This window comes from Polaribacter marinaquae, from assembly GCF_038019025.1.
GTDB lineage: Bacteria > Bacteroidota > Bacteroidia > Flavobacteriales > Flavobacteriaceae > Polaribacter > Polaribacter marinaquae.
The window spans coordinates 210,667-232,652 of sequence record NZ_CP150496.1; the positions used below are offsets into that span (position 1 = coordinate 210,667).

The window sequence follows — 21,986 nt, forward strand, 5'->3', positions numbered from 1 at the left end:
GATATATTAATAGTTATTAGATAGTTAAACTTTTTTGGTTTGAAACCAATCTTTAAACTAAAAACACTACTTTTGCACGAAATTTAAGAACGCAAGAATGCAACCAATTAGAAACATCGCTATTATAGCCCACGTAGATCACGGTAAAACAACGTTAGTTGATAAAATTATAGATCAAGCAAAAATCTTAGACGAACGTAAAGAACGTACAGATTTATTGCTAGACAACAACGATTTAGAACGTGAAAGAGGAATTACGATTCTTTCTAAAAACGTATCTGTAAATTATAAGAACACAAAAATTAACGTAATTGATACTCCTGGTCACGCCGATTTTGGTGGAGAGGTAGAGCGTGTATTAAAAATGGCTGATGGTGTTTTATTATTAGTGGATGCATTTGAAGGGCCAATGCCACAAACTCGTTTTGTATTAGGTAAAGCCTTAGAATTAGGATTAACACCAATTGTAGTTGTAAATAAAGTAGATAAAGAAAACTGTACTCCAGATTTAGTTCATGAGAAAGTTTTTGATTTGATGTTTGCTTTAGAAGCAACAGAAGAGCAATTAGACTTTACTACAATTTACGGTTCTGCAAAGAACAATTGGATGTCTACAGACTGGAAAAATGAAACTGACAATATCGTACCTTTATTAGATGCTGTATTAGAATCTATTCCAGAAACTAAATACAACGAAGGTACTGCACAAATGCAAATTACTTCTTTAGACTTTTCTGCTTTTACAGGTAGAATTGCAATCGGACGTGTATTTAGAGGGGATTTAGAAGCTGGTAAAGATTACATGTTATGTAAAGCTGATGGTTCTACTAAAAAAGTTAGAATTAAAGAATTACATGTTTTTGAAGGAATGGGTAAAGTACAAGTAGATAAAGTACCTTGTGGTGATATTTGTGCTATTACTGGTGTAGAAGATTTTGAAATTGGTGATACAATTGCAGATTTAGAAAACCCAGAGGCATTACCAAGAACAGAAATTGATAAACCAACAATGAGTATGTTGTTTACTATTAACAACTCTCCGTTTTTTGGTAAAGAAGGTAAATTTGTAACATCTCGTCATTTACGTGACAGATTGTTTAAAGAAATGGAAAAAAACCTTGCATTAAGAGTAGATACTACAGATTCTGAAGATAAATTTAACGTTTTCGGACGTGGAGTTTTACACTTATCTGTATTAATTGAAACAATGCGTAGAGAAGGATACGAGTTGCAAGTAGGTAGACCACAAGTTATTTTAAAAGAAATTGACGGAGTGAAATGTGAGCCTTACGAGACTTTATCTATCGATGTTCCAGAAGATGTTGCTTCTAAAGCAATTAATTTAGTATCTCTTAGAAAAGGAGATTTATTAATCATGGAGCCTAAAGGAGATTTACAGCATTTAGAATTTACAATTCCTTCAAGAGGATTAATTGGTTTACGTAATAAAATTTTAACTGCAACAGCAGGTCAAGCTATTATTAACCACCGTTTTTCTGAATATGGACCTTATAAAGGTGATTTCTCTGAGGATATTAAAGGTGCAATTGTATCATCTGCAGCAGGTAAAGCAACAGCTTATGCTATTGATAGATTACAAGATAGAGGTCGTTTCTTTATTGATCCTAATCAAGATATTTATATTGGGCAGGTTGTAGGAGAAAACTCGAAAGCCGATGATATGGGTGTAAACTTAATTAAAGGTAAAAAATTAACCAACGTTCGTTCTTCTGGTACAGATGATAGTGTTAAAATTGCACCGAAAATTGATTTTTCTTTGGAAGAATGTATGGAGTATATTAAAGCTGATGAGTATTTAGAAGTTACTCCAGAAAGCTTACGTATGCGTAAAATTAATTTTAGACCATAACAATATTTAAAATACCTTTTTGATTATAATAATCTAAGATTATTAATATCTTAAAAACGCCACTTTTTAGTGGCGTTTTTTATATTTGTACTATGAGTGAATTTATCCATTTTTTTGAAGTTTTAAAGGAAAGTATAACAAACGATGAGTTTGTAAAATTAACAGTTAGTAAACCGATTAGAAAAAGTGAAGGTTTATTAAATGTATATGCACGTTTGTTTAAAATTGATAATAAAGATGTTTTCGAATTAAAGTATCGTTATGCGGATGATAATCAATTTAAGCAATTTACTTTAGAAGAATTAAAATCAGAATTAGAAAGTTTACTAGTAAATAAATTTAGAACAGCTTGCTTATTTACTTTAAATGAAGATTTAATTGTACTTGTATCTAAAAAGAAACTTGTTTCTTACAGAGATAATGCGCCAAGTTTTAAAAATAAATTACCAGAAATACCTTTACAATCTTAAAAATAATATTAGTTTTTAGAAAGTTTACTACTAGTTTTTAAAGCGATTAAACCTAGAATAGGACCAATAGCTAATATTAAGTATATAAATGTTGTGTTGGTTGTATGATATATATAACTAATTATTTGAATGCTTAAAATTGTAATGGCATAACCTATACAGTTTACTATTGTAAGAGCTGTTCCTTTATCTTTTTGAGGTGCACTTTGGGCAATGAGTGTAGAAAATAGTGGCGAATCTGCTATAACAACCATTCCCCAAAATAATAGAAAACTTATAAAAATTATTGCATTATCAACCATAAAAATAAAAGGAGAAATCAAACAACAAAAACAAGATAAAAGTAAAGACCAATAAGCTGTTTTTTTTGTACCAATAGCCGCCGCAACATTGCTACCAACAATACATCCAATACTTCCTATAGAAATAATAAAAAAAGATAATAATGGAATTTTAAAGTTAACTTCATGTAAGTTAGAGTATGTAATTAAAAGTATCGGTACAAACGCCCAAAACGTATAAAGTTCCCACATATGACCAAAATATCCAAAAGCAGCTTTTCTAAATTGGTCGTTTTTAAAAACTTTATAACAAATAGAAATGTCTAAAGCGGTTCCTTTTTTTCGATAAGGCCCATTAGGAACTAAAATAAATAATAGTAATCCACCAAAAATGGCTAATATCGAAATGAATAAAACAATATTTTGCCAAGAATAGTCTTGTAAACTATCTTTAAGTAAATGTGGTAAAGCAGTTCCTAACACTAAGGCACCTACTAAATAACCTAAAGATTTTCCCAATCCTTTTTCAAAATAATCCGTAGCAATTTTCATCCCAACAGGATAAATTCCTGCTAAGAAAAATCCTGTTAAGAATCTTAATATAAGTAAGCTAAATAAAGTGTTTTCATTAAAAGTTAAACAACCATTAAAAACTGCGCCTAAAGCGGCACAAAAGAAAAATACTTTAGAAGGCGAGAATCTATCTGCTATAGAAAGGAGTGCAAATAACAATGTTCCTAAAATAAAACCAAATTGAACTGCAGAAGTTAAATTTTCTAAGGCATTAGTTTTTAAATTGAAGTTATCAATTAAATCTGTTAATACAGCATTGCTTGCAAACCATAAAGACGTACAACAGAATTGAGAAATAACAATTATAAGTAGAACAAATTTGTGATGTTTCATTTAGAAAGCAAATTTATTGAAAAGAATGTAATATTCAATTTAAAATTAACATTGAAATCAGTTTGTTTTTTTATCTTTGATTTGATGAAAAAAGTCAAAATTATAGAATGTCCTAGAGATGCAATGCAAGGTATAAAATCTCATTTTATTGCAACCGAGCAAAAAGCATTATATATAAATTCTCTTTTAAAAGTTGGTTTTGATACTATTGATTTTGGTAGTTTTGTATCTCCAAAAGCTATTCCGCAAATGCGAGATACGGCAGCTGTTTTATCAAAATTAGACTTATCGAAAACAGATAGTAAATTATTAGCGATTATCGCAAATATTAGAGGTGCAAATGATGCTTCTGTTTTTGAAGAAATAGATTATTTAGGATATCCATTTTCTATTTCAGAAAACTTTCAAATGCGTAATACGCATAAAACAATAGCAGAATCTTTAGAAACCTTAGATGCTATTTTAAACATTGCAGATAAGTCTAATAAAGAAGTTGTGGCTTATTTATCAATGGGATTTGGTAATCCGTACGGAGATCCTTGGAATGTTGAAATAGTAGGTGAGTGGACAGAAAAATTGTCTAAAATGGGCGTTAAAATTTTATCGCTTTCAGATACTATTGGTAGTTCTACACCAGATGTTATAGAATATCTATTTTCAAATTTAATTCCAGAATACTCAAATATAGAATTTGGGGCACATTTACATACAACACCAGATAAATGGCACGAAAAAGTAAACGCAGCATTTAAAGCTGGTTGTAATAGGTTTGATGGCGCTATTAAAGGTTACGGAGGTTGCCCAATGGCAAAAGACGACTTAACAGGTAACATGCCAACCGAAAAATTATTATCGTATTTTACTACAGAAAAAGCTTTTACAAATATAAAGCCGATGAGTTTTGAAAGTGCTTACAATAAGGCCTTAGAAACTTTTCTATAAATTTAAAACTTCTTAAAGTTTCTCAATTACTGTTAATTTTCTTAAAGTTACGTTAATTTTTTATTTGAGTTACTATTTAATCTTAATAAGTCAATCTTTCAATAATGTTTTGTTTAACTTTGGTTTAAAATAATTAAACAAAACAATATTATGAAAAAACTAAACTTAATTTTATTATTCTTATCATTTGCATTTTACAATTGTAATAATGAAGATGATTTCGATTACAAATTTTACACACCAACGGGAAACTCTATTACGTACAACCTTGGTACTAAGGATGTATCAGGAATCTCAGGTAAAGTTTCTTTTGTAGAGAACCAAGATGCTTCTATTAACATTAATATTTCTCTAGATGGAACGCCAGAAGGAGGACAGCATCCAGCTCATATTCACTTCAATACTGCAGCTGAAGGCGGTGATATTGCTTTATCTCTTGGAAGTGTAAGTGGTAGCAGTGGTAAGAGCACCATAAACGTTACTACTTTAGATAATGGTACACCTATAACTTTCTCTGAACTTTTGGAATTTGATGGTTATATAAATGTTCATTTAAGTAAAGATGAATTAGGAACCATTGTTGCACAAGGTGATATAGGACAAAATGCCCTAAAACCAAATGCTATTGTTTATGATTTAGGTGAAAAAGATGTAGCAGGTATTTCTGGAACAGCAACTTTTTCTGAAAGAAAAAATGGAAGCATATTAGCAGAGTTAGATATTCAGAATACTCCAGAAGGCGGAGAGCACCCAGCTCATATACATGCAAATACAGCACTAGAAGGAGGAGGTATACTATTGTCTTTTACACCAGTGAATGGAGATACTGGGAAAAGCTTTACAAATTTTACAGCATTAGATGATGGAACAGCATTAAGTTTTTCTGATATACAAAACTTAGATGCTTACATTAACGTTCATTTAAGTGCAACACAACTTTCTACAATTGTATCTCAAGGTGATATTGGTGTGAATGATTTAACAGGAAACACTAAGGAATATGATTTAGGAGAAAAAGATGTTACTGGTATTTCTGGAACAGCAACTTTTTCTGAAAGAATTAATGGTGAAGCTTTAGCTACTTTGAAATTAATGAATACTCCTGCTGGTGGATCACATCCATCGCACATTCATGCTAATACAGCTTTAGAAGGAGGTTCAATATTATTTTCTTTTAATCCAGTTAATGGAGATACAGGAATGAGTATGACAAATGTATCTACTTTTGACGATGGATCTTCTTTTATGTATGCTGACATAGCAGAATTAGATGGTTATATTAATGTTCATTTAAGTTCAACTCAATTATCTACAATTGTAGCCCAAGGAGATATAGGTCAGAATGACTTAACAGGAAACACCAAAGAGTATGACTTAGGAGAAAAAGATGTAACAGGTATTTCTGGAACAGCAACTTTTTCTGAAAGAATTAATGGTGAAGCTTTAGCTACTTTAGATATTATGAATACACCTGCGGGAGGGATGCATCCATCGCACATTCATGCCAATACAGCTGTAGAAGGTGGTTCAATATTATTTTCTTTTAATCCGGTAAATGGAGATACAGGAATGAGTATGACAAATGTATCTACTTTTGACGATGGATCTTCTTTTATGTATGCTGACATAGCAGAATTAGATGGTTATATTAATGTTCATTTAAGTTCAACTCAATTATCTACAATTGTAGCTCAAGGAGATATAGGTCAGAATGACTTAACAGGAAATACAACAATGTACGACTTAGGTGAGAAAGATGTAGCGGGAATTTCTGGAACAGCAACTTTTTCTGAAAGAGTTAACGGAGAAGCTTTAGCAACATTAGATATTATGAATACACCTGCGGGAGGAATGCATCCAGCACATATTCATGCGAATACAGCCGTAGAAGGTGGTGCAATATTATTTTCTTTTAACCCAGTAAATGGAGATACAGGAATGAGTATGACCAATGTATCTACTTTTGATGATGGGTCTTCTTTTGTTTATGCTGATATTGCAAATTTAGATGCTTACATCAATGTTCATTTAAGTGCAACTCAACTTTCTACAATTGTAGCTCAAGGAGACATTGGTAAAAACGATTTAACATCAGAAAGTAAAGTGTATACCTTGGCAGAAAAAGATGTAGCAGGAATTTCTGGTACTGCAACTTTTTATAAAAGAATTGACGGTTCTGCATTGGCAGTATTAAATATTATGAATACACCAGCAGGTGGAATGCATCCAGCACATATTCATGAAAATGATGCAGCTACTGGTGGACCAATCGCTTTTAGCTTTTCTCCTGTAAACGGAGATACAGGAATGAGTATGTCTCAAGTAGAAACATTAGATGACGGTACTGCAATTACTTATGATGAAATTTTAACTTTTGATGGTTATATTAACGTACATTTAAGTGCATCTCAGTTGGGAACTATTGTTGCTCAAGGTAATATAGGTTCTAATGAATAATTAGATGTCTAACATAATAATTCTAAAACCCATCATTTTTTGATGGGTTTTCTTATTTTATGTTGTTACTTTTGAAACAAAAATTATCATCATGAAATTTTATATAAAACTGCTTCTTTTATTGTTATTAATTTCTTTTACTGATTGCAAAAAAGACGATTCTAAAATAGATTTTACATTTTTACAATTGAATGATGTTTATGAAATTGCGCCAATTCAGGGCGGTGAATATGGCGGAATGGCAAGAGTAGAAACTATTCATCAAGAGCTTTTACAAGAAAATAAAAACACCATGCTTTTTATGGCAGGTGACTTTTTGAATCCGTCTTTATTAGGAACAATAAAAGTAGACGGTAAAAGAGTAAAAGGAAAGCAAATGGTAGAAGTAATGAATGCCATGAATTTCGACTTGGTAGCCTTCGGTAATCATGAATTCGATCTTTCTAAAGATGAATTGCAGCAAAGATTAAATGAAAGTACTTTTCCTTGGATTTCTGCAAACGTAAAACTGAAAACTAAAGAAGCTGCAGTTTTATATTACAAAGAAAAGGATGGTGAAAAAGAAAATGTTAACGAAACTTTTATAAAAGAGTTTACAGACAAAGATGGCACAAAAATTAAAATTGGTTTTATAAGTGTTTGTATTCCTTCTAATCCTAAAGAATATGTAGAGTATGGTAACATGTTTATAAAGGCAAGAGCTTCTTATGCAGCTTTAAAAGACAAAGTTGATATAGTTTTTGGTTTAACACATGTAAAACTGGCAAACGATAAAAAAATTGCAAAATTAATTCCAGACTTGCCTTTAATAATGGGTGGTCACGAACATACTAATAGCAACAACTTTGTAGGAAATGTTCAAATATCTAAAGCAGATGCAAATGCTAAAACTGTTTACATCCATAGAATTTCTTATGACAAAAAAACAAAGAAAACCACAATTCAATCAGAATTAAAAGAAATAAATAGTTCTATTAAAGAAAATAAAAAGGTTAAAGAAATTGTTGCGAACTGGCAATCTATTTTAGATGAAAAAATTAAGCTGGTTATTAAAAAACCTAATGAAATTATTTACAATACAAAAATTCCTTTAGATGGTAGAGATACACCAATAAGAAGTAGACAAACTAATTTAGGAGAATTGATTACTAGTGCAATGTCTTTTGCATATAATGACAAAATTGATGCAGCAATTGTAAACGGTGGTTCTATTCGAATTGATGATGTTTTAGTTGGAGATATTTCTCCGATAGATATTTTTAGAGTTTTACCTTATGGCGGACCAGTTTTAAAAGTTAAAATTAAAGGAAGCTTACTAAAAAGAGTTTTAGATTATGGTGAACTTGCCGCGGGAACAGGAGCTTATTTGCACAGACATAATATTAAATTAATAGAAACTAGTTGGTTTATAAACAAAAAACCAATCGAGTTAAATAAAATCTATACAGTTGCCTTTTCTGATTACTTATTAAAAGGTTTCGACATTCCTTTTTTATCAGAAAAGAATATAGATGTTCTTGAAATTTATCATCCTAAAGAAAATGAAATAGCTATAGATGTTAGAAAAGCGTTGGTTGCTTATTTAAAACAATAAATTTTATTTTAATTTATTCTAAATAAGCTTTTTTAAATTAGATTTGGGTAGTATATTTGCAAAAAAATAAAATACTATTTTAAACTAATCTAAATAAAATGAAAAAAGTTTTTTTGACTATAGCCGTTGCTGCATCAATAATATCTTGTAATAATAATGATAGTGATAACGGAATTGAAACAGTTGCTCCAGCGACTTATAACTTTGAAAGAAACGGAGAAAGTACTGTAAGTTATAGCGGGCAAACTACTAGAATTAGAATGGCAGATGAGTTTGCATCGGCTCTTTTGTCTACTTCAGAAACTATTGCAAGTCTTAAAGATAAATTTGCGCATGCAGAAGGTGATAATGATTTTACAGAGACAGAATTAAATACATCTTCAAAAAATATTAGAAGTAAAACTGCTGCATCAACAGATTTTTATGCTAGTAATACTACAGATGCATTAGCAATTAAAGCTGAATTTGATAGTTGGATAGAAGCACAAGTAAATGAAGTTTTTCCTAATTGGAATACAGATGCTTCTGCTGGTGTAGCTGGTCAAATTCAAGAAGCAGGTGGTGGATCTATTCGATATGTAAATGCGAAAGGATTAGAATATAACCAGTTAATTACAAAAAGTTTAATTGGTGGTTTAATGACAGATCAAATACTAAATAATTATTTAAGTGTTGCTGTTTTAGATGAAGCTACAAATGTAGAAGATAATGATGCTAATGTTTTATTAAGCGGCAAAAATTATACAAACATGGAGCATAAATGGGATGAGGCTTTTGGTTATTTATACGGTAACGAAACTAATGCTAGTTCACCTGAATTAAATCAAGACGGATACTTAAATAAATATTTAAGTAGAGTAGAAGGTGATACAGATTTTACGGGTATTGCTCAAGCTATTTACAATGCGTTTAAACTAGGTAGAGCTGCAATAGTATCGGGTGATTATGAAACTAGAAATGAACAAGCAGAGATCTTAAAAGAAAAAATATCTGAAGTTATTGCCATAAGAGCAGTCTATTATTTACAACAAGGTAAAACTAAATTAGAAACTGATAAAGCTAGTGCTTTTCATGATTTATCAGAAGGTTTAGGGTTTGTTTATAGTTTACAATTTACAAGAAAACCAAATAGTAGTGTATCTTACTTTACAAAAGAAGAAGTAGATAACTTTATGTCAACTTTATTATCAGGTAATGGTTTTTGGGATGTTTCAATTACAACTTTAGATGAAATTTCTGCAACAATTGCTGCAAAATTTAACTTTACAGTTGCACAGGCAGGTTCTTAAAAATACATCACAAATTGCAGTATAAAAAGTAAACATATTACCTACTTTTTCGTATTTTTGTATCTTTATTTAGAATAAATAGAAATAAAATGATTAAAAAATTTTCTTTACTTATTATAGTAATACTTACAATGAGTGCTTGTTCTTCATCAGAAGGTGGTGAACAAGTAATTACAGATAGTTTTGATAGAGGAGCGATGTTGGTAAATATTGCTGATAATATGATTATTCCTGCTTATGAAGATTTTAACGATAAAATGAATTCTCTTAAGTCTGCAGGTGATAGTTTTGTTGCAAACCCTAATCAAACAAATTTAGATAGTTTTAGATCTGCTTGGTTAACAGCTTATAAATCTTGGCAGTATGTAGAAATGTTTAATATTGGCAAAGCAGAAGAATTGCAGTATTCTTTTTACATGAATATTTACCCTTTAACAGTTAGTGATGTAGAAGAAAATATAGCGAATGGTAGTTACGATCTAAATAGTGTAAATAATCATGATGCTCAAGGTTTTCCGGCTTTAGATTATTTATTATATGGTGTAGATGATACTGATGCTAAAATATTAGAAAAATATACTACAGCTGCTAATAACGATAATTACAAGAAGTATATTACAGATGTTTTAAATCAAATGTCAACTCTAACAAACACAATTGTTTCAGATTTTAAAACGCAGAGAGATACATTTGTTGTAAGTACGCAAAATACTGCAACTAGTGTAGTTAATAAGTTAATAAATGATTATATTTTTTATTACGAAAAAGGTTTAAGAGCTAATAAATTCGGAATTCCTGCAGGTGTTTTTTCTAACACAACTTTGCCAAACAAAGTAGAAGGTTTTTATAAAAATGATGTTTCTAAAGAACTTTCTTTGGAGGCTTTAACGGCTGTTAAAAATTTATTTGAAGGTACATCTTACAATGGTAATTCAAATGGCTTAAGTTTTAAAAATTACTTAATTCAACTAGAAAGAGAAGATATTGCAAGCGCTATAACAACTCAATTGGCGGCAGCTACATCAGAAATTAATAAATTGGATAATAGCTTTACTGTTCAAGTAAATTCTGATAATACTGCAATGACAAAATCTTACGATGAGTTACAAAAAGTAGTCGTTTATTTTAAAGTTGATATGCTACAGGCTTTCAATATAAATGTAGATTATGTTGATGCAGATGGTGATTAATAAAATAATAATTAATTAAAAATGGATTCCTAATTTTCAGTTGAAACTCAATTGAAAATTAGGTTTTTTTATGTCAAAAAATAAAATTACATATAAATTTACCCAACAAACAAGTGCAGCTCCTTTAGCTGTATTTCGTTTGTTTTTTGGTGTAATGATGTTTGCGAGTATTATTAGATTCTGGGCAAACGGTTGGATTGAAAAACTTTATTTACAACCTAAATTTCATTTTTCTTACTTCGGATTAGACTTTATAAAACCGATTGGTAATTACACATATATATTATTTATTATTTGTGCAATTTCTGCATTAATGGTTGCTGTAGGTTACAAGTATAGATTCGCTATTGTAACCTTTTTCTTATCATTTTTGTACATAGAATTAATGGACAAAACTACTTATTTAAATCATTATTATTTTATAACAATACTTAGTTTTTTATTAATTTTCTTACCAGCAAACGCCTATTTCTCTTTAGACAGTTTTCAAAAGAAAAAACAGTATTTAAAGGTGTCTACCTGGACAATAGATAGCATAAAAATTCTTTTATCAATAGTATATTTTTATGCAGGTTTGGCAAAAATAAATTCAGATTGGTTGTTTAGAGCAATGCCTTTAAAAATATGGTTGCCTTCTAAATACGATTTACCATTTATAGGAGGTAATTTGATGCAACAAAATTGGTTTCATTTTGCAATGAGTTGGTCTGGATTAATCTATGATTTGGCAATTCCTTTTTTACTGTTATACAAAAGAACAAGATATATTGCATTTCTATTTGTAATCATTTTTCATGTTTTTACAAGAGTTCTTTTTCCTATTGGTATGTTTCCTTTTATAATGATTGTGTCTGCTTTAATATTTTTTGATGCACCTTTTCATCAAAAAATCATCAATTTTATAAATAATTATTTGCCAAAAAAAAATATTCAATCCTTTGATAAATATAGCTTTAGTAAAGTAAAATTAGCATTTACAAAGCCAGTTTTAATTGTGTTTTTTGTTTTGCAAATTTTAATTCCGTGGAGATACTTATTGTACCCAGGAGAATTATTTTGGACCGAAGAAGGCTACAGATATTCGTGGCGAGTTATGTTAATGGAAAAAGCTGGTAATACTACATTTAGAATAAAAGATTTAAACACAGGAAATTACTTTCGTGTAGAAAACTCAGATTTTTTAACTTCATTTCAAGAAAAACAAATGAGTTATCAACCAGATTTTATTTTAGAATATGCTCATTTTCTTGGAAATCATTTTACAGAGCAAGGTTATAAAAATATTGGAGTTTTTGCAAATAGTTATGTTGCATTAAATGGCAGATTAAGCACTAAGTTTGTAGATGAATCCGTAAATTTGTACCGCAAAGATTTAGCAACATTTAAACCTATCGATTGGATACTTCCTTTTCAATCAAATATAAAAATTAAAGGTATTTAAGTAATGAACAATAAAATACTTATTATAAGTTTACTGTTTTTTCAAACAATCATATTTGGTCAGAATAAAGTAAATGGTTCTGTAAATACAGCAACAAATAAACCTCTTAAAAATGTGCAAGTCTATAACGAAATGGGCGGTTTGTTAGCAGAAACAAATGCTTTAGGTGAGTTTAAATTTATTACAGAAAAAACAAAACTGCCATTAATTTTTTATGCAGAAGGATATAAAATTAAAAATGTTTTTGTAGAATTAAATAAATTTCAAAATTTAAAAATCGTTTTAAATATTTTTTCAGAAGATTTATCAGAAATTCAAATTAAAGCAAGAAAAGAAAGAGTTTTCGAATTAAAACGATTAAAAGATGTAGAAGGAACTTCTATTTTTGCCGGTAAAAAGACAGAAGTTATTCTTGTAAACCAATCTACTGCAAATGTGGCAACAAATAATGCTCGTCAAATTTTTAATCAAATTGCAGGTTTAAATATTTATCAAAATGACGACGCAGGTTTGCAATTAAATATTGGCGGTAGAGGATTAGATCCTAACAGAACTGCAAATTTTAATACTAGACAAAACGGCTATGATATTAGTGCAGATGTTTTAGGCTACCCAGAAAGCTATTATACACCTGCAGCAGAGAGTTTAGCAGAAATACAAGTTATTAGGGGTGCTGCTTCTTTACAATACGGAACCCAATTTGGTGGTTTGGTTAATTTTGTCACTAAAAAGCCAACTATAAACCAAGAAATTATTTTTAGAAATACTATAGGTAGTAATGGTTTGTTTACAAATTTTACAAGTTTAAGTGATACGCAAGGTAAATGGAGTTATTACACATTTATAAATTACAAAAAAGGAGACGGATTTAGACCAAATTCTAATTTCGAATCTAAAAATGCGTTTTTACATTTAGGATATCAATTTAATTTAAAAAGTAAACTTTCTTTAGAAATAACTGTTTTAGATTATTTGGCGCAACAAGCAGGTGGTTTAACAGATGCTATGTTTAACGAAGATCCTTATCAAAGTAATAGAGCCCGTAATTGGTTTCAGGTACAATGGTTACTTTATAATTTAAAATGGGAACATTTATTTTCTGACAACACTAATTTTTCTTTTAATTTCTTCGGATTAGATGCCTCTCGAGACGCCATTGGTTTTAGAACAAATCGAGTAAACCAAGTAGATCCTGGTTCTGAAAGAGATTTAATTAAGGGAACTTTTAAGAACTTTGGTTTTGAAACTAGATTATTAAGTAAATACTCTTTGTTTGATAAAAAGGCAACTTTTTTAATTGGCTCAAAATTTTACAAAGCCAATAATACGAATATGCAAGGTCCTGGTTCTAATAATTCGGATGCAGATTTTGAATATTATAATAACGAATATCCAAATTATCCGCGTCAATCTGATAGTAAATTTCCGAATTTAAACGTTTCATTATTCGGAGAAAATATTGTGTATTTAAATGATAAATGGTCTGTTACACCAGGTGTTAGATTCGAATACATCAATACAAAAAGAGACGAAATCATAAAAGACATTGTAACCGATGCCGCTGGTAATGTAATTAACGACAATCTTAGAGAAGAAAAAGAAACAAATGAAAGGACTTTTCTTTTGTTAGGTGTTGGTACGAGTTATAAAAAATCGAAAGCATTAGAATTTTATGGAAATATTTCTCAAAACTATAGATCTGTAACTTTTTCTGATATTAGTACAGCAAATCCTGCTTTTGAAATATCTCCAGATATTACAGATGAAAAAGGTTTTACTATTGATGCAGGTTTTAGAGGTAATTTTAAAAATTATTTTTCTTACGATGCCAATATTTTCGGACTTTTTTACAATGATAGAATAAATATTTATACAAGAGATGATGGTAAAGCTGAACGAGATAATATTGGTGATGCTAGAATTTTAGGAATCGAAAGTTTGGTAGATTTTAATTTAAAAAAGTTGTTTCAAATGAATTCTAACTTTGTTTTTAATTACTTTATAAATTCATCATTTATTACATCAGAATATACAAAATCAGAAAAAAATGGTGTAGTTGGTAATGAAGTCGAATTTATACCAAATGTTAATATTAAAACAGGATTTAAATTTGGATATAATAATTTTATAGCAAGTTTGCAATATTCATATTTATCTAGACAATTTTCTGATGCAACAAATGCGTCTGGCGGAAGTATAAATGGTGTAACCGGAGAAATACCAGCATATAGTATTTTAGATTTTTCTACTTCTTATAAATACAAGTTTGCAAAATTAGAAGCTGGGGTAAATAATTTATTAGATAATGCCTACTTTACAAGAAGAGCAACAGGTTATCCTGGGCCTGGTATTATAACATCAGCGCCAAGAAATTATTACGTAGGTTTAGAATTAAAATTCTAAGCTTTAATATAGGTTTAAAGTCAATAAATAATTGTAAATTTGCTCGCAATTATATCTTAATTGCAACATGACAGCACACAACAACAAAATTTTAGGAGAAGGTTTAACGTATGATGACGTTTTATTAGTTCCAGCTTTTTCAGAAGTCCTTCCAAGAGAAGTAAGTATTCAAACAAAATTCACTAAAAATATTACTATAAATGTACCAATAGCTTCTGCAGCTATGGATACTGTAACAGAATCTGCCTTAGCAATTGCTATTGCCAGAGAAGGTGGTATTGGTGTTTTACATAAAAACATGACTATCGAGCAGCAAGCGCAAGAAGTTAGAAGAGTAAAAAGAGCAGAATCTGGTATGATTTTAGATCCTGTAACTTTACCTTTAACAGCTACTGTTTTAGATGCAAAAGCTCATATGAAAGAGCATAGCATTGGTGGTATTCCTATTGTAGATGATAACGGAATTTTAAAAGGTATTGTTACCAACAGAGATTTACGTTTCGAGCACAATGCAACAAGACCAATTATTGAAGTAATGACAAGAGAAAACTTGGTTACTGCAGATGTTGGTACTTCTTTAAACGATGCAGAAAAAATATTACAAAATTATAAAATTGAAAAACTTTTAATTGTTGATGAAAATTACAAATTAAAAGGATTAATTACTTTTAGGGATATTACTAAGGTTACGCAAAAACCAATTGCAAATAAAGACTCTTATGGTAGATTAAGAGTTGCTGCAGCTTTAGGTGTTACAGGTGATGCTGTAGATAGAGCAGAAGCATTAGTTAATGCTGGCGTAGATGCAGTTATTATTGATACTGCCCATGGACATACAAAAGGTGTTGTAACTGTTTTAAAACAGGTTAAAGATAAGTTTCCAGAATTAGATGTAGTTGTAGGTAATATTGCAACGGGTGCGGCTGCTAAATACTTAGTTGAAGCAGGTGCAGATGCTGTAAAAGTTGGTATTGGTCCAGGTTCTATTTGTACAACGAGAGTTGTTGCTGGTGTTGGTTTCCCTCAGTTTTCTGCAGTTTTAGAAGTTGCCGCAGCTATAAAAGGAAGCGGTGTACCAGTGATTGCAGATGGAGGAATTCGTTATACAGGAGACATTCCTAAGGCGATTGCTGCCGGAGCAGATTGTGTAATGTTAGGATCTTTATTAGCAGGTACAAAAGAATCTCCAGGAGAAACTATTATTTATGAAGGTAGAAAGTTTAAATCTTATAGAGGTATGGGATCTGTAGAAGCGATGAAACAAGGTTCTAAAGATAGATATTTTCAAGATGTAGAAGCAGATATTAAAAAGCTTGTGCCAGAAGGAATTGTAGGTAGAGTTCCTTATAAAGGAGATTTAGATGAAAGTATTCATCAATTTGTTGGTGGTTTAAGAGCTGGTATGGGTTATTGTGGTGCAAAAGATATCGAAACTCTTAAAGAAACTGGTCAGTTTGTAAGAATTACGGCAAGCGGAATTAACGAAAGTCATCCTCATGATGTTGCAATTACAAAAGAATCTCCTAACTATAGTAGAAGATAATTTTTAAAAAGTATATATTAAAAGCTCAAGACTTTACATCTTGAGCTTTTTTCTTTTAGATTACTCTGCATATGCTCCAGAAGAATAAGTTAATTCGTAACTATGTGTGTAAATTTCAAACACAATTCCGAAAGGATCTTCTACATAACACATTTTAAAAGGTTTGTCTTTTGGATAGTATTCTCTAATTGGCATTCGTTGTTTTCCTCCGTAAGAAATAATTTTTTCTATCAATTCTTCGATATTAGGATCTTGAACACAAAAATGAAATAATCCTGTATTAAATGGATTAAATTCTGGTGCTTCTTTAATACCGTCAGGAAAAGAAAATAATTCAACTCCAATTCCGTCTGAGGTTGCTAAATGTGCAATCTCAAAAGAGGTCCAATCGTTACCAAAAACATCGATACACATTTGCCCAATAGCTGTTTCTGTTTCTTTTTTTATTTCTGATGGCTGCATTATAACGTACCAACCCATAACTTCAGAATAAAATTCTACAGCTTTATTTATATCTGGTACAGTAATACCAATATGAGAAAATGACTTCGGATAATTTTTTGTTTCTTTCATGTTGTTAATTTAAGATGCAAAATTCGTTTATATTTGTCATATAGACAATAACTTACCTAAAAGTAGTATAGTTTCTAAAAAGAGTAAAATATTGATTTTTAGATTTTTAATTTTAAATTATGATTGAAAATAAATTGAAATGCCCGCTAAATTATACAATGAGTTTAATAGGTACTAAATGGAAACCTTTGGTGTTATTCCATTTATTAGATGGAGGATTAAGGTCTGGTGTTTTGCAAAAGCATATAGAAGGTATTTCTAATAAAATGTTTACGCAAACAGTAAGAGAATTAGAAAAAGACGAATTGATTACTCGAAAAATATATCCCGTTGTTCCTCCAAAGGTTGAATATGCTTTAACCGAAAAAGGAAAAACTTTAGAATATATTTTAAGAAGCTTAGACCGTTGGGGAACAGAAAATTATAAATAAAAAAAAGCCTAAGAATCAGTTCTTAGGCTTTGTTTTTTTCGATTAGCTTTTTTTAAATACTATCTACAAATTTTTGAAAAACTTGTTTATGTAATTCTAAATTTAGGTTTGCAGATAAGGCAACACGTGCAATATAATCTTTGTCACCTTCTTTTGTGGTTCCTTGTGTAGAAGTTGCAGGAATCGTCCAATAACAACCTTTTAATTGTCCGTAACTAACACAATATTTGCTTTCATCCGGAATTTCCGTAATCATTAAATTTATCAACTTTAAATTCAATGCTCTCTTGTAAGCTTCTCTTTCTTCATCAGAATTACCTTTTGTTGGTAAATCTAAAGAAAACACAGACGGTGTAAAACCTTCTTTAGCCAATGCTTCTGAAACAAAATTAATTTTAGCTTCAGGTAAAACTTTTTGAATAAAGTTTACAAATTCTCTAGTGTTTGTGTATGCATCAGCAATTCTTTGATTCATTGATGGCAATTGCTTAGCCAAAATTTCATATTGATGTGCTGTAGCTTCATTATCACATAATTCTAAATGAGTATGAATTTTATCAATAAGGTTTTCAGTTTTATCATTTCCAACACAATAACCTGCTGTACATTTTCCTCCGCTAGGAAATTTAGAACCACTTGCGTAAGAAATTGTTCTTACAGTAGATAAGATTTTTCCTTCACCTAAAAACAATACATTTGGGCAAAAAGTTTGGTCTAATATAAATACAGGATCAACGGCAATAGAACCATTTTCTGTTTTTCTTTCTTTGCTTAAAACTTCTTTTAAAGCTAATAATTCTGGTACTTCAACTCTAGGATTTGTAGGTATTTCTGCAATAATATAAGGTACAGCATCTTGTTTAGCAATCTTATTTAAAACAGTATGAATACTTTTAACCATATCATTATCACCATCTACCGGTAAATCTACAACTTCTACAAAATCTAAACATGCAGCTACACGTCTTGCTTGGTCATTTGTTCCACCATAACAATTTGGTGGTACTATAAATTTAATAGCTTTTCCTTTATGATTTTCTAGAGCATTGTCTACTAATCCCATCATTATGGCATATTGAATAGACAAACCGCTAGAACCAACAACAGGTTTTAAATTTGTACCTGTTATACTTTTAATTTCTTCTAAAACGGATGCTTTATCATTAAGATTTACTTTACTTTTTTCAGATATATTAACATTATCAGTTAAAATTTGTAAAGCATTTAAGGTGTTTGCAGGTGTCATTGCAACAGTTTCTCTTCTTCTTACATGCTGAATTTCGGAAATGTATTCTTCATTTTCTGTTCCGTTAACAACTAAAATACTTCCTAACTCTTGGTAAAGATTCAAATAAAAATCTATGTTTTTATGCATTGTTAATTCGCCAATTTCAGGATTCGAAGCAACCAAAATAGTGCTACCATCAAAAGGAGAAATAGAATTTAAATCTTCAATTTTTTGAGTTTCGAATGTATAACCGTAAACTGTTTTTATCATTTCTGATGAAAAAGATTTAGGCAAACTATCTGTATATAAAATTCTTGTATTTTTGTTTTCGATTAAGTTTTTTCTTAAAACGGCAAGAATGGGTGTAGTTTTAGATGAAAAACTGATAACATTCGAGGCGTCTAAGTTATTTAACTTTGCAATAGACCATTCTAAAACACAAGATAAAGGATGTCCTAATCTAATATAATCGTATGCCGTTGGCAAAAGATCTAAAGCAGATTGTTCTAAATTATTAGCTTCGTATAGTTTTTCGAAATGCTCTAAAAACTGAATTTTAGCTAATTCTTCATTATAAATATCTAATCGATGCGTTGTTAAATTTAGCCAATTACTAGGCATATTATTTACTACGCTTTTAATATAATTTATGGTTTTATTGTCTTGCATAATCTTCACTTAAAAATAGGATTGCAATTTACGTTAAATTGCGTTATTTTTTAAAAATATTAAGACGATTTACGTCAATTAAACTTACCAATTATTTGCAGTTTTAATCATTTTATTAAAAAGAAGTTAATAAGTTGTTAAAGAATATCATTAAAATTAACGAATCCTTATATTTGTTAGATAACCAACTTTTAATTTATGAAAAAAATTATATTATTTTTCCTGTTTATTTCAATAACAGTTTCTGCTCAAAAAGTAGATTTATCTTATTATTTACCTAAAGATGTTTCTTATAATTCAGCAATACCTACGCCAGCATCAGTAATTGGTCATGAAGTAGGAGAGTGGCACATTACTCATGATAAATTATCAGAATACATGAAAGTTTTAGCGGCTTCTTCAGATAGAATTTCAATAGAGAAAAGAGGTAAAACTTACGAAGACAGACAATTGTATTTATTAACAATTACGTCTCCTAAAAACCATCAAAATTTAGAAGAAATTAGAAAAAATCATATCGATGCTACAAACAATAGTAACGTAGATGTTAGCAATAATAAAATTGTGGTGTATCAAGGTTTTTCTATACATGGTAACGAAGCAAGTGGTTCTAATGCTGCATTAGCAGTTGCGTATTATTTGGCTGCGGCACAAGGAAGTGAAATAGACGATTTACTAGAAAATACGGTAATTTTATTTGACCCTTCTTTAAATCCTGACGGATTGCAACGTTTTGCATATTGGGCAAATACCAACAGAAGTAAAAATATAAATCCAGATCCAAACGACAGAGAATATTCAGAAATTTGGCCAAGAGGAAGAACAAATCATTATCAGTTTGATATGAATAGAGATTGGTTGCCTGTGCAATTGCCAGAAAGTAAAGCAAGAATAGCTACTTTTCATAAATGGTTGCCAAATGTTTTAACAGATCATCATGAAATGGGAAGTAATTCTAGTTTCTTTTTTCAACCAGGAGTTCCTTCTAGAACAAACCCGTTAACACCAAAATTAAATCAAGAATTAACGAAAGAAATAGGTTCTTATCATGCAAAAGCTTTAGATAAAATAGGTTCTTTATATTATTCTGAAGAAAGTTACGACGATTTTTATTATGGTAAAGGTTCTACTTTTCCAGACATTAATGGTAGTATTGGTATTTTATTTGAACAAGGTAGTTCTAGAGGTCATGCTCAAGAAACAATAAACGGAGTGTTAACGTTTCCGTTTACTATTAGAAACCAATTTACTGCAGCATTATCTACTTTAGAAGCAAGTAGAAAAATGAGAGTTAAAATTTTAAAATATCAGCAAGATTTTTACAAAGAATCTAGAAATTCTGGTAGTAATAAAGCGATTGTTTTTGGTGATGAAAAAGATGCAGCAAAAAGTTTTCATTTAGCAGAAGTTTTAAAGAATCAGAAAATAAAAATTCACGAAGTAAAATCTGATTTTACACAAAACGGAAAGAAGTTTAAAAAAGGTTACAGTTACGTTGTGCCAATGAATCAAAAAAATCAAAGATTGGTAAAAGCAATGTTTGATGTTAGAACTTCTTTTGCAGATAGTTTGTTTTATGATGTTTCTGCTTGGACATTTAATCATGCATTTGGTGTAGATTATGCAGAAAATATTTCTTTATCAAAAGCAGGAAAAGAAATAACAAATTTAAAGATGAAGCAAGGTGTTGTTTCTTCTAAAAGTGAATATGGATATTTAATGCCATGGAACGAATATTATGCACCAAAAGCGTTAAATGAAATTTTACAAAAAGGAATTCGTGCAAAAGTTTCTATGAAAAACTTTACAAACGGAAATACTTCTTATGATTACGGAACGGTATTTATTCCGGTTCAAAATCAAAGTTTAAATGCATCAGAATTATATGTGTTCTTGCAAAATGTTGCTAAGAATAGTAATATTTCTATGGATGGTGTTGTAACAGGTTTAAACGAAGGAATAGATTTAGGAAGTAACAATTTTAGAAACATTAAAAAGCAAAAAGTTGCTATGTTGGTTGGCGACGGAATAACAGGAAATGATTCTGGAGAAATTTGGCATTTATTAGATCAAAGATTCGATATTGCTTTAACGCGATTAGATATGAGAGGATTTAATAGAGTAGATATTTCTAAATACACTTCTATTATTATACCAAGTAGTTATAATTTAGGTAAAAGTGCAGAAGAAAAATTAAAAGTTTGGGTTAGAAACGGTGGTGTTTTAATTGGTTACAAAAACACGGCAAGATGGTTGGCTAGAAGTAAATTTATCAACTTAGAATTTGTAAATGCTGAAGTTGCACCTGCAGAAAATGTTACGTTTGAAAACCGTAGTTTAAAATCTGGTGCACAAGTAATTGGTGGTGCAATTTTTGAAGCGGATATAGATAGATCACATCCGGTTAACTTTGGTTATAAAAATGATAAAGTAGCTTTATTCAGAAATTCGACGATGTTTATTATAGCCGATAAAAATAGCTATAACAACCCAATTCAATATACAAAAAACCCGTTATTAAGTGGTTATATTTCGAAAGAGAATGCCAAAGTAATTGGTAAAACAATACCTTTTAAAACCCAAAGAATGGGTAGAGGAAAAGTAATTGTATTTACAGATAATACCAACTTTAGAGCATTTTGGTACGGTACAAATAAGTTATTGATGAATGCTATTTACTTTGGAGATAAAATGTAAAT

15 protein-coding genes are annotated in these 21,986 nt (G+C 30.1%); 12 read left to right on the top strand and 3 right to left on the bottom strand.

What is annotated here, in order from left to right:
• The first annotated feature begins 97 nt into the window (after nt 1–97).
• Both typA and WG950_RS00965 read left to right on the top strand, forming a co-directional pair.
• Nucleotides 98–1,870: a translational GTPase TypA gene (gene typA / locus WG950_RS00960; protein WP_077809528.1), complete on the top strand. Its 1,773-nt coding sequence runs from the start codon at nt 98–100 to the stop codon at nt 1,868–1,870.
• A gap of 92 nt (nt 1,871–1,962) precedes the next feature.
• Entirely contained in the window at nt 1,963–2,340 is a 378-nt protein-coding gene (locus tag WG950_RS00965; protein ID WP_340933516.1) for a hypothetical protein, read from the top strand.
• 8 nt (nt 2,341–2,348) lie between these two features.
• On the opposite strand, the gene WG950_RS00970 is transcribed toward WG950_RS00965, so the two are convergent.
• Complete coding sequence (locus tag WG950_RS00970) at nt 2,349–3,527, bottom strand: MFS transporter (RefSeq protein ID WP_340933518.1); 1,179 nt, start codon at nt 3,525–3,527, stop codon at nt 2,349–2,351.
• 84 nt (nt 3,528–3,611) lie between these two features.
• On the opposite strand from WG950_RS00970, the gene WG950_RS00975 reads away from it, so the two are divergent.
• The 8 genes from WG950_RS00975 to guaB all read left to right on the top strand — a co-directional run bounded on the left by WG950_RS00975 (nt 3,612) and on the right by guaB (nt 16,386).
• Nucleotides 3,612–4,469 carry a hydroxymethylglutaryl-CoA lyase gene (locus WG950_RS00975; protein WP_340933520.1) on the top strand — a complete coding sequence of 286 codons (858 nt, stop codon included), beginning with the start codon at nt 3,612–3,614 and terminating at the stop codon, nt 4,467–4,469.
• Nucleotides 4,470–4,619: 150 nt separating this feature from the next.
• On the top strand, nt 4,620–6,926 hold the full coding sequence (locus WG950_RS00980; RefSeq protein WP_340933522.1) for a CHRD domain-containing protein: 2,307 nt from the start codon (nt 4,620–4,622) through the stop codon (nt 6,924–6,926).
• A gap of 91 nt (nt 6,927–7,017) precedes the next feature.
• Entirely contained in the window at nt 7,018–8,520 is a 1,503-nt protein-coding gene (locus WG950_RS00985) for a bifunctional metallophosphatase/5'-nucleotidase (RefSeq protein ID WP_340933523.1), read from the top strand.
• 98 nt (nt 8,521–8,618) lie between these two features.
• Entirely contained in the window at nt 8,619–9,809 is a 1,191-nt protein-coding gene (locus WG950_RS00990) for a DUF4856 domain-containing protein (protein ID WP_340933524.1), read from the top strand.
• Between the two features lie 89 nt (nt 9,810–9,898).
• Entirely contained in the window at nt 9,899–10,999 is a 1,101-nt protein-coding gene (locus WG950_RS00995) for an imelysin family protein (RefSeq protein ID WP_340933525.1), read from the top strand.
• Nucleotides 11,000–11,069: 70 nt separating this feature from the next.
• The gene (locus tag WG950_RS01000) at nt 11,070–12,440 is read left to right on the top strand and encodes an HTTM domain-containing protein (RefSeq protein ID WP_340933526.1); all 1,371 of its coding nucleotides are present in this window, start codon (nt 11,070–11,072) and stop codon (nt 12,438–12,440) included.
• A 3-nt stretch (nt 12,441–12,443) separates the two neighbouring features.
• Entirely contained in the window at nt 12,444–14,843 is a 2,400-nt protein-coding gene (locus WG950_RS01005; RefSeq protein WP_340933528.1) for a TonB-dependent receptor family protein, read from the top strand.
• 67 nt (nt 14,844–14,910) lie between these two features.
• Nucleotides 14,911–16,386 (top strand): IMP dehydrogenase, encoded by a 1,476-nt coding sequence (guaB, locus tag WG950_RS01010; protein ID WP_340933529.1) that lies wholly within the window; start codon nt 14,911–14,913, stop codon nt 16,384–16,386.
• Nucleotides 16,387–16,446: 60 nt separating this feature from the next.
• Here the strand turns inward: guaB and WG950_RS01015 are convergent, their stop codons facing one another.
• Nucleotides 16,447–16,959 (bottom strand): lactoylglutathione lyase family protein, encoded by a 513-nt coding sequence (locus WG950_RS01015; protein ID WP_340933531.1) that lies wholly within the window; start codon nt 16,957–16,959, stop codon nt 16,447–16,449.
• A gap of 119 nt (nt 16,960–17,078) precedes the next feature.
• Here WG950_RS01015 and WG950_RS01020 point away from each other — a divergent pair, with 119 nt between their 5' ends.
• Complete coding sequence (locus WG950_RS01020; protein WP_340933533.1) at nt 17,079–17,390, top strand: winged helix-turn-helix transcriptional regulator; 312 nt, start codon at nt 17,079–17,081, stop codon at nt 17,388–17,390.
• Between the two features lie 52 nt (nt 17,391–17,442).
• Here WG950_RS01020 and WG950_RS01025 read toward each other — a convergent pair whose 3' ends face one another.
• Entirely contained in the window at nt 17,443–19,287 is a 1,845-nt protein-coding gene (locus WG950_RS01025) for a cystathionine beta-synthase (protein WP_340933535.1), read from the bottom strand.
• Between the two features lie 198 nt (nt 19,288–19,485).
• Between WG950_RS01025 and WG950_RS01030 the strand changes: the two genes are divergently transcribed.
• A complete protein-coding gene (locus WG950_RS01030; RefSeq protein WP_340933537.1) occupies nt 19,486–21,984 on the top strand; it encodes a M14 family metallopeptidase in 2,499 nt (832 codons plus the stop codon).
• Nucleotides 21,985–21,986 lie beyond the last annotated feature (2 nt).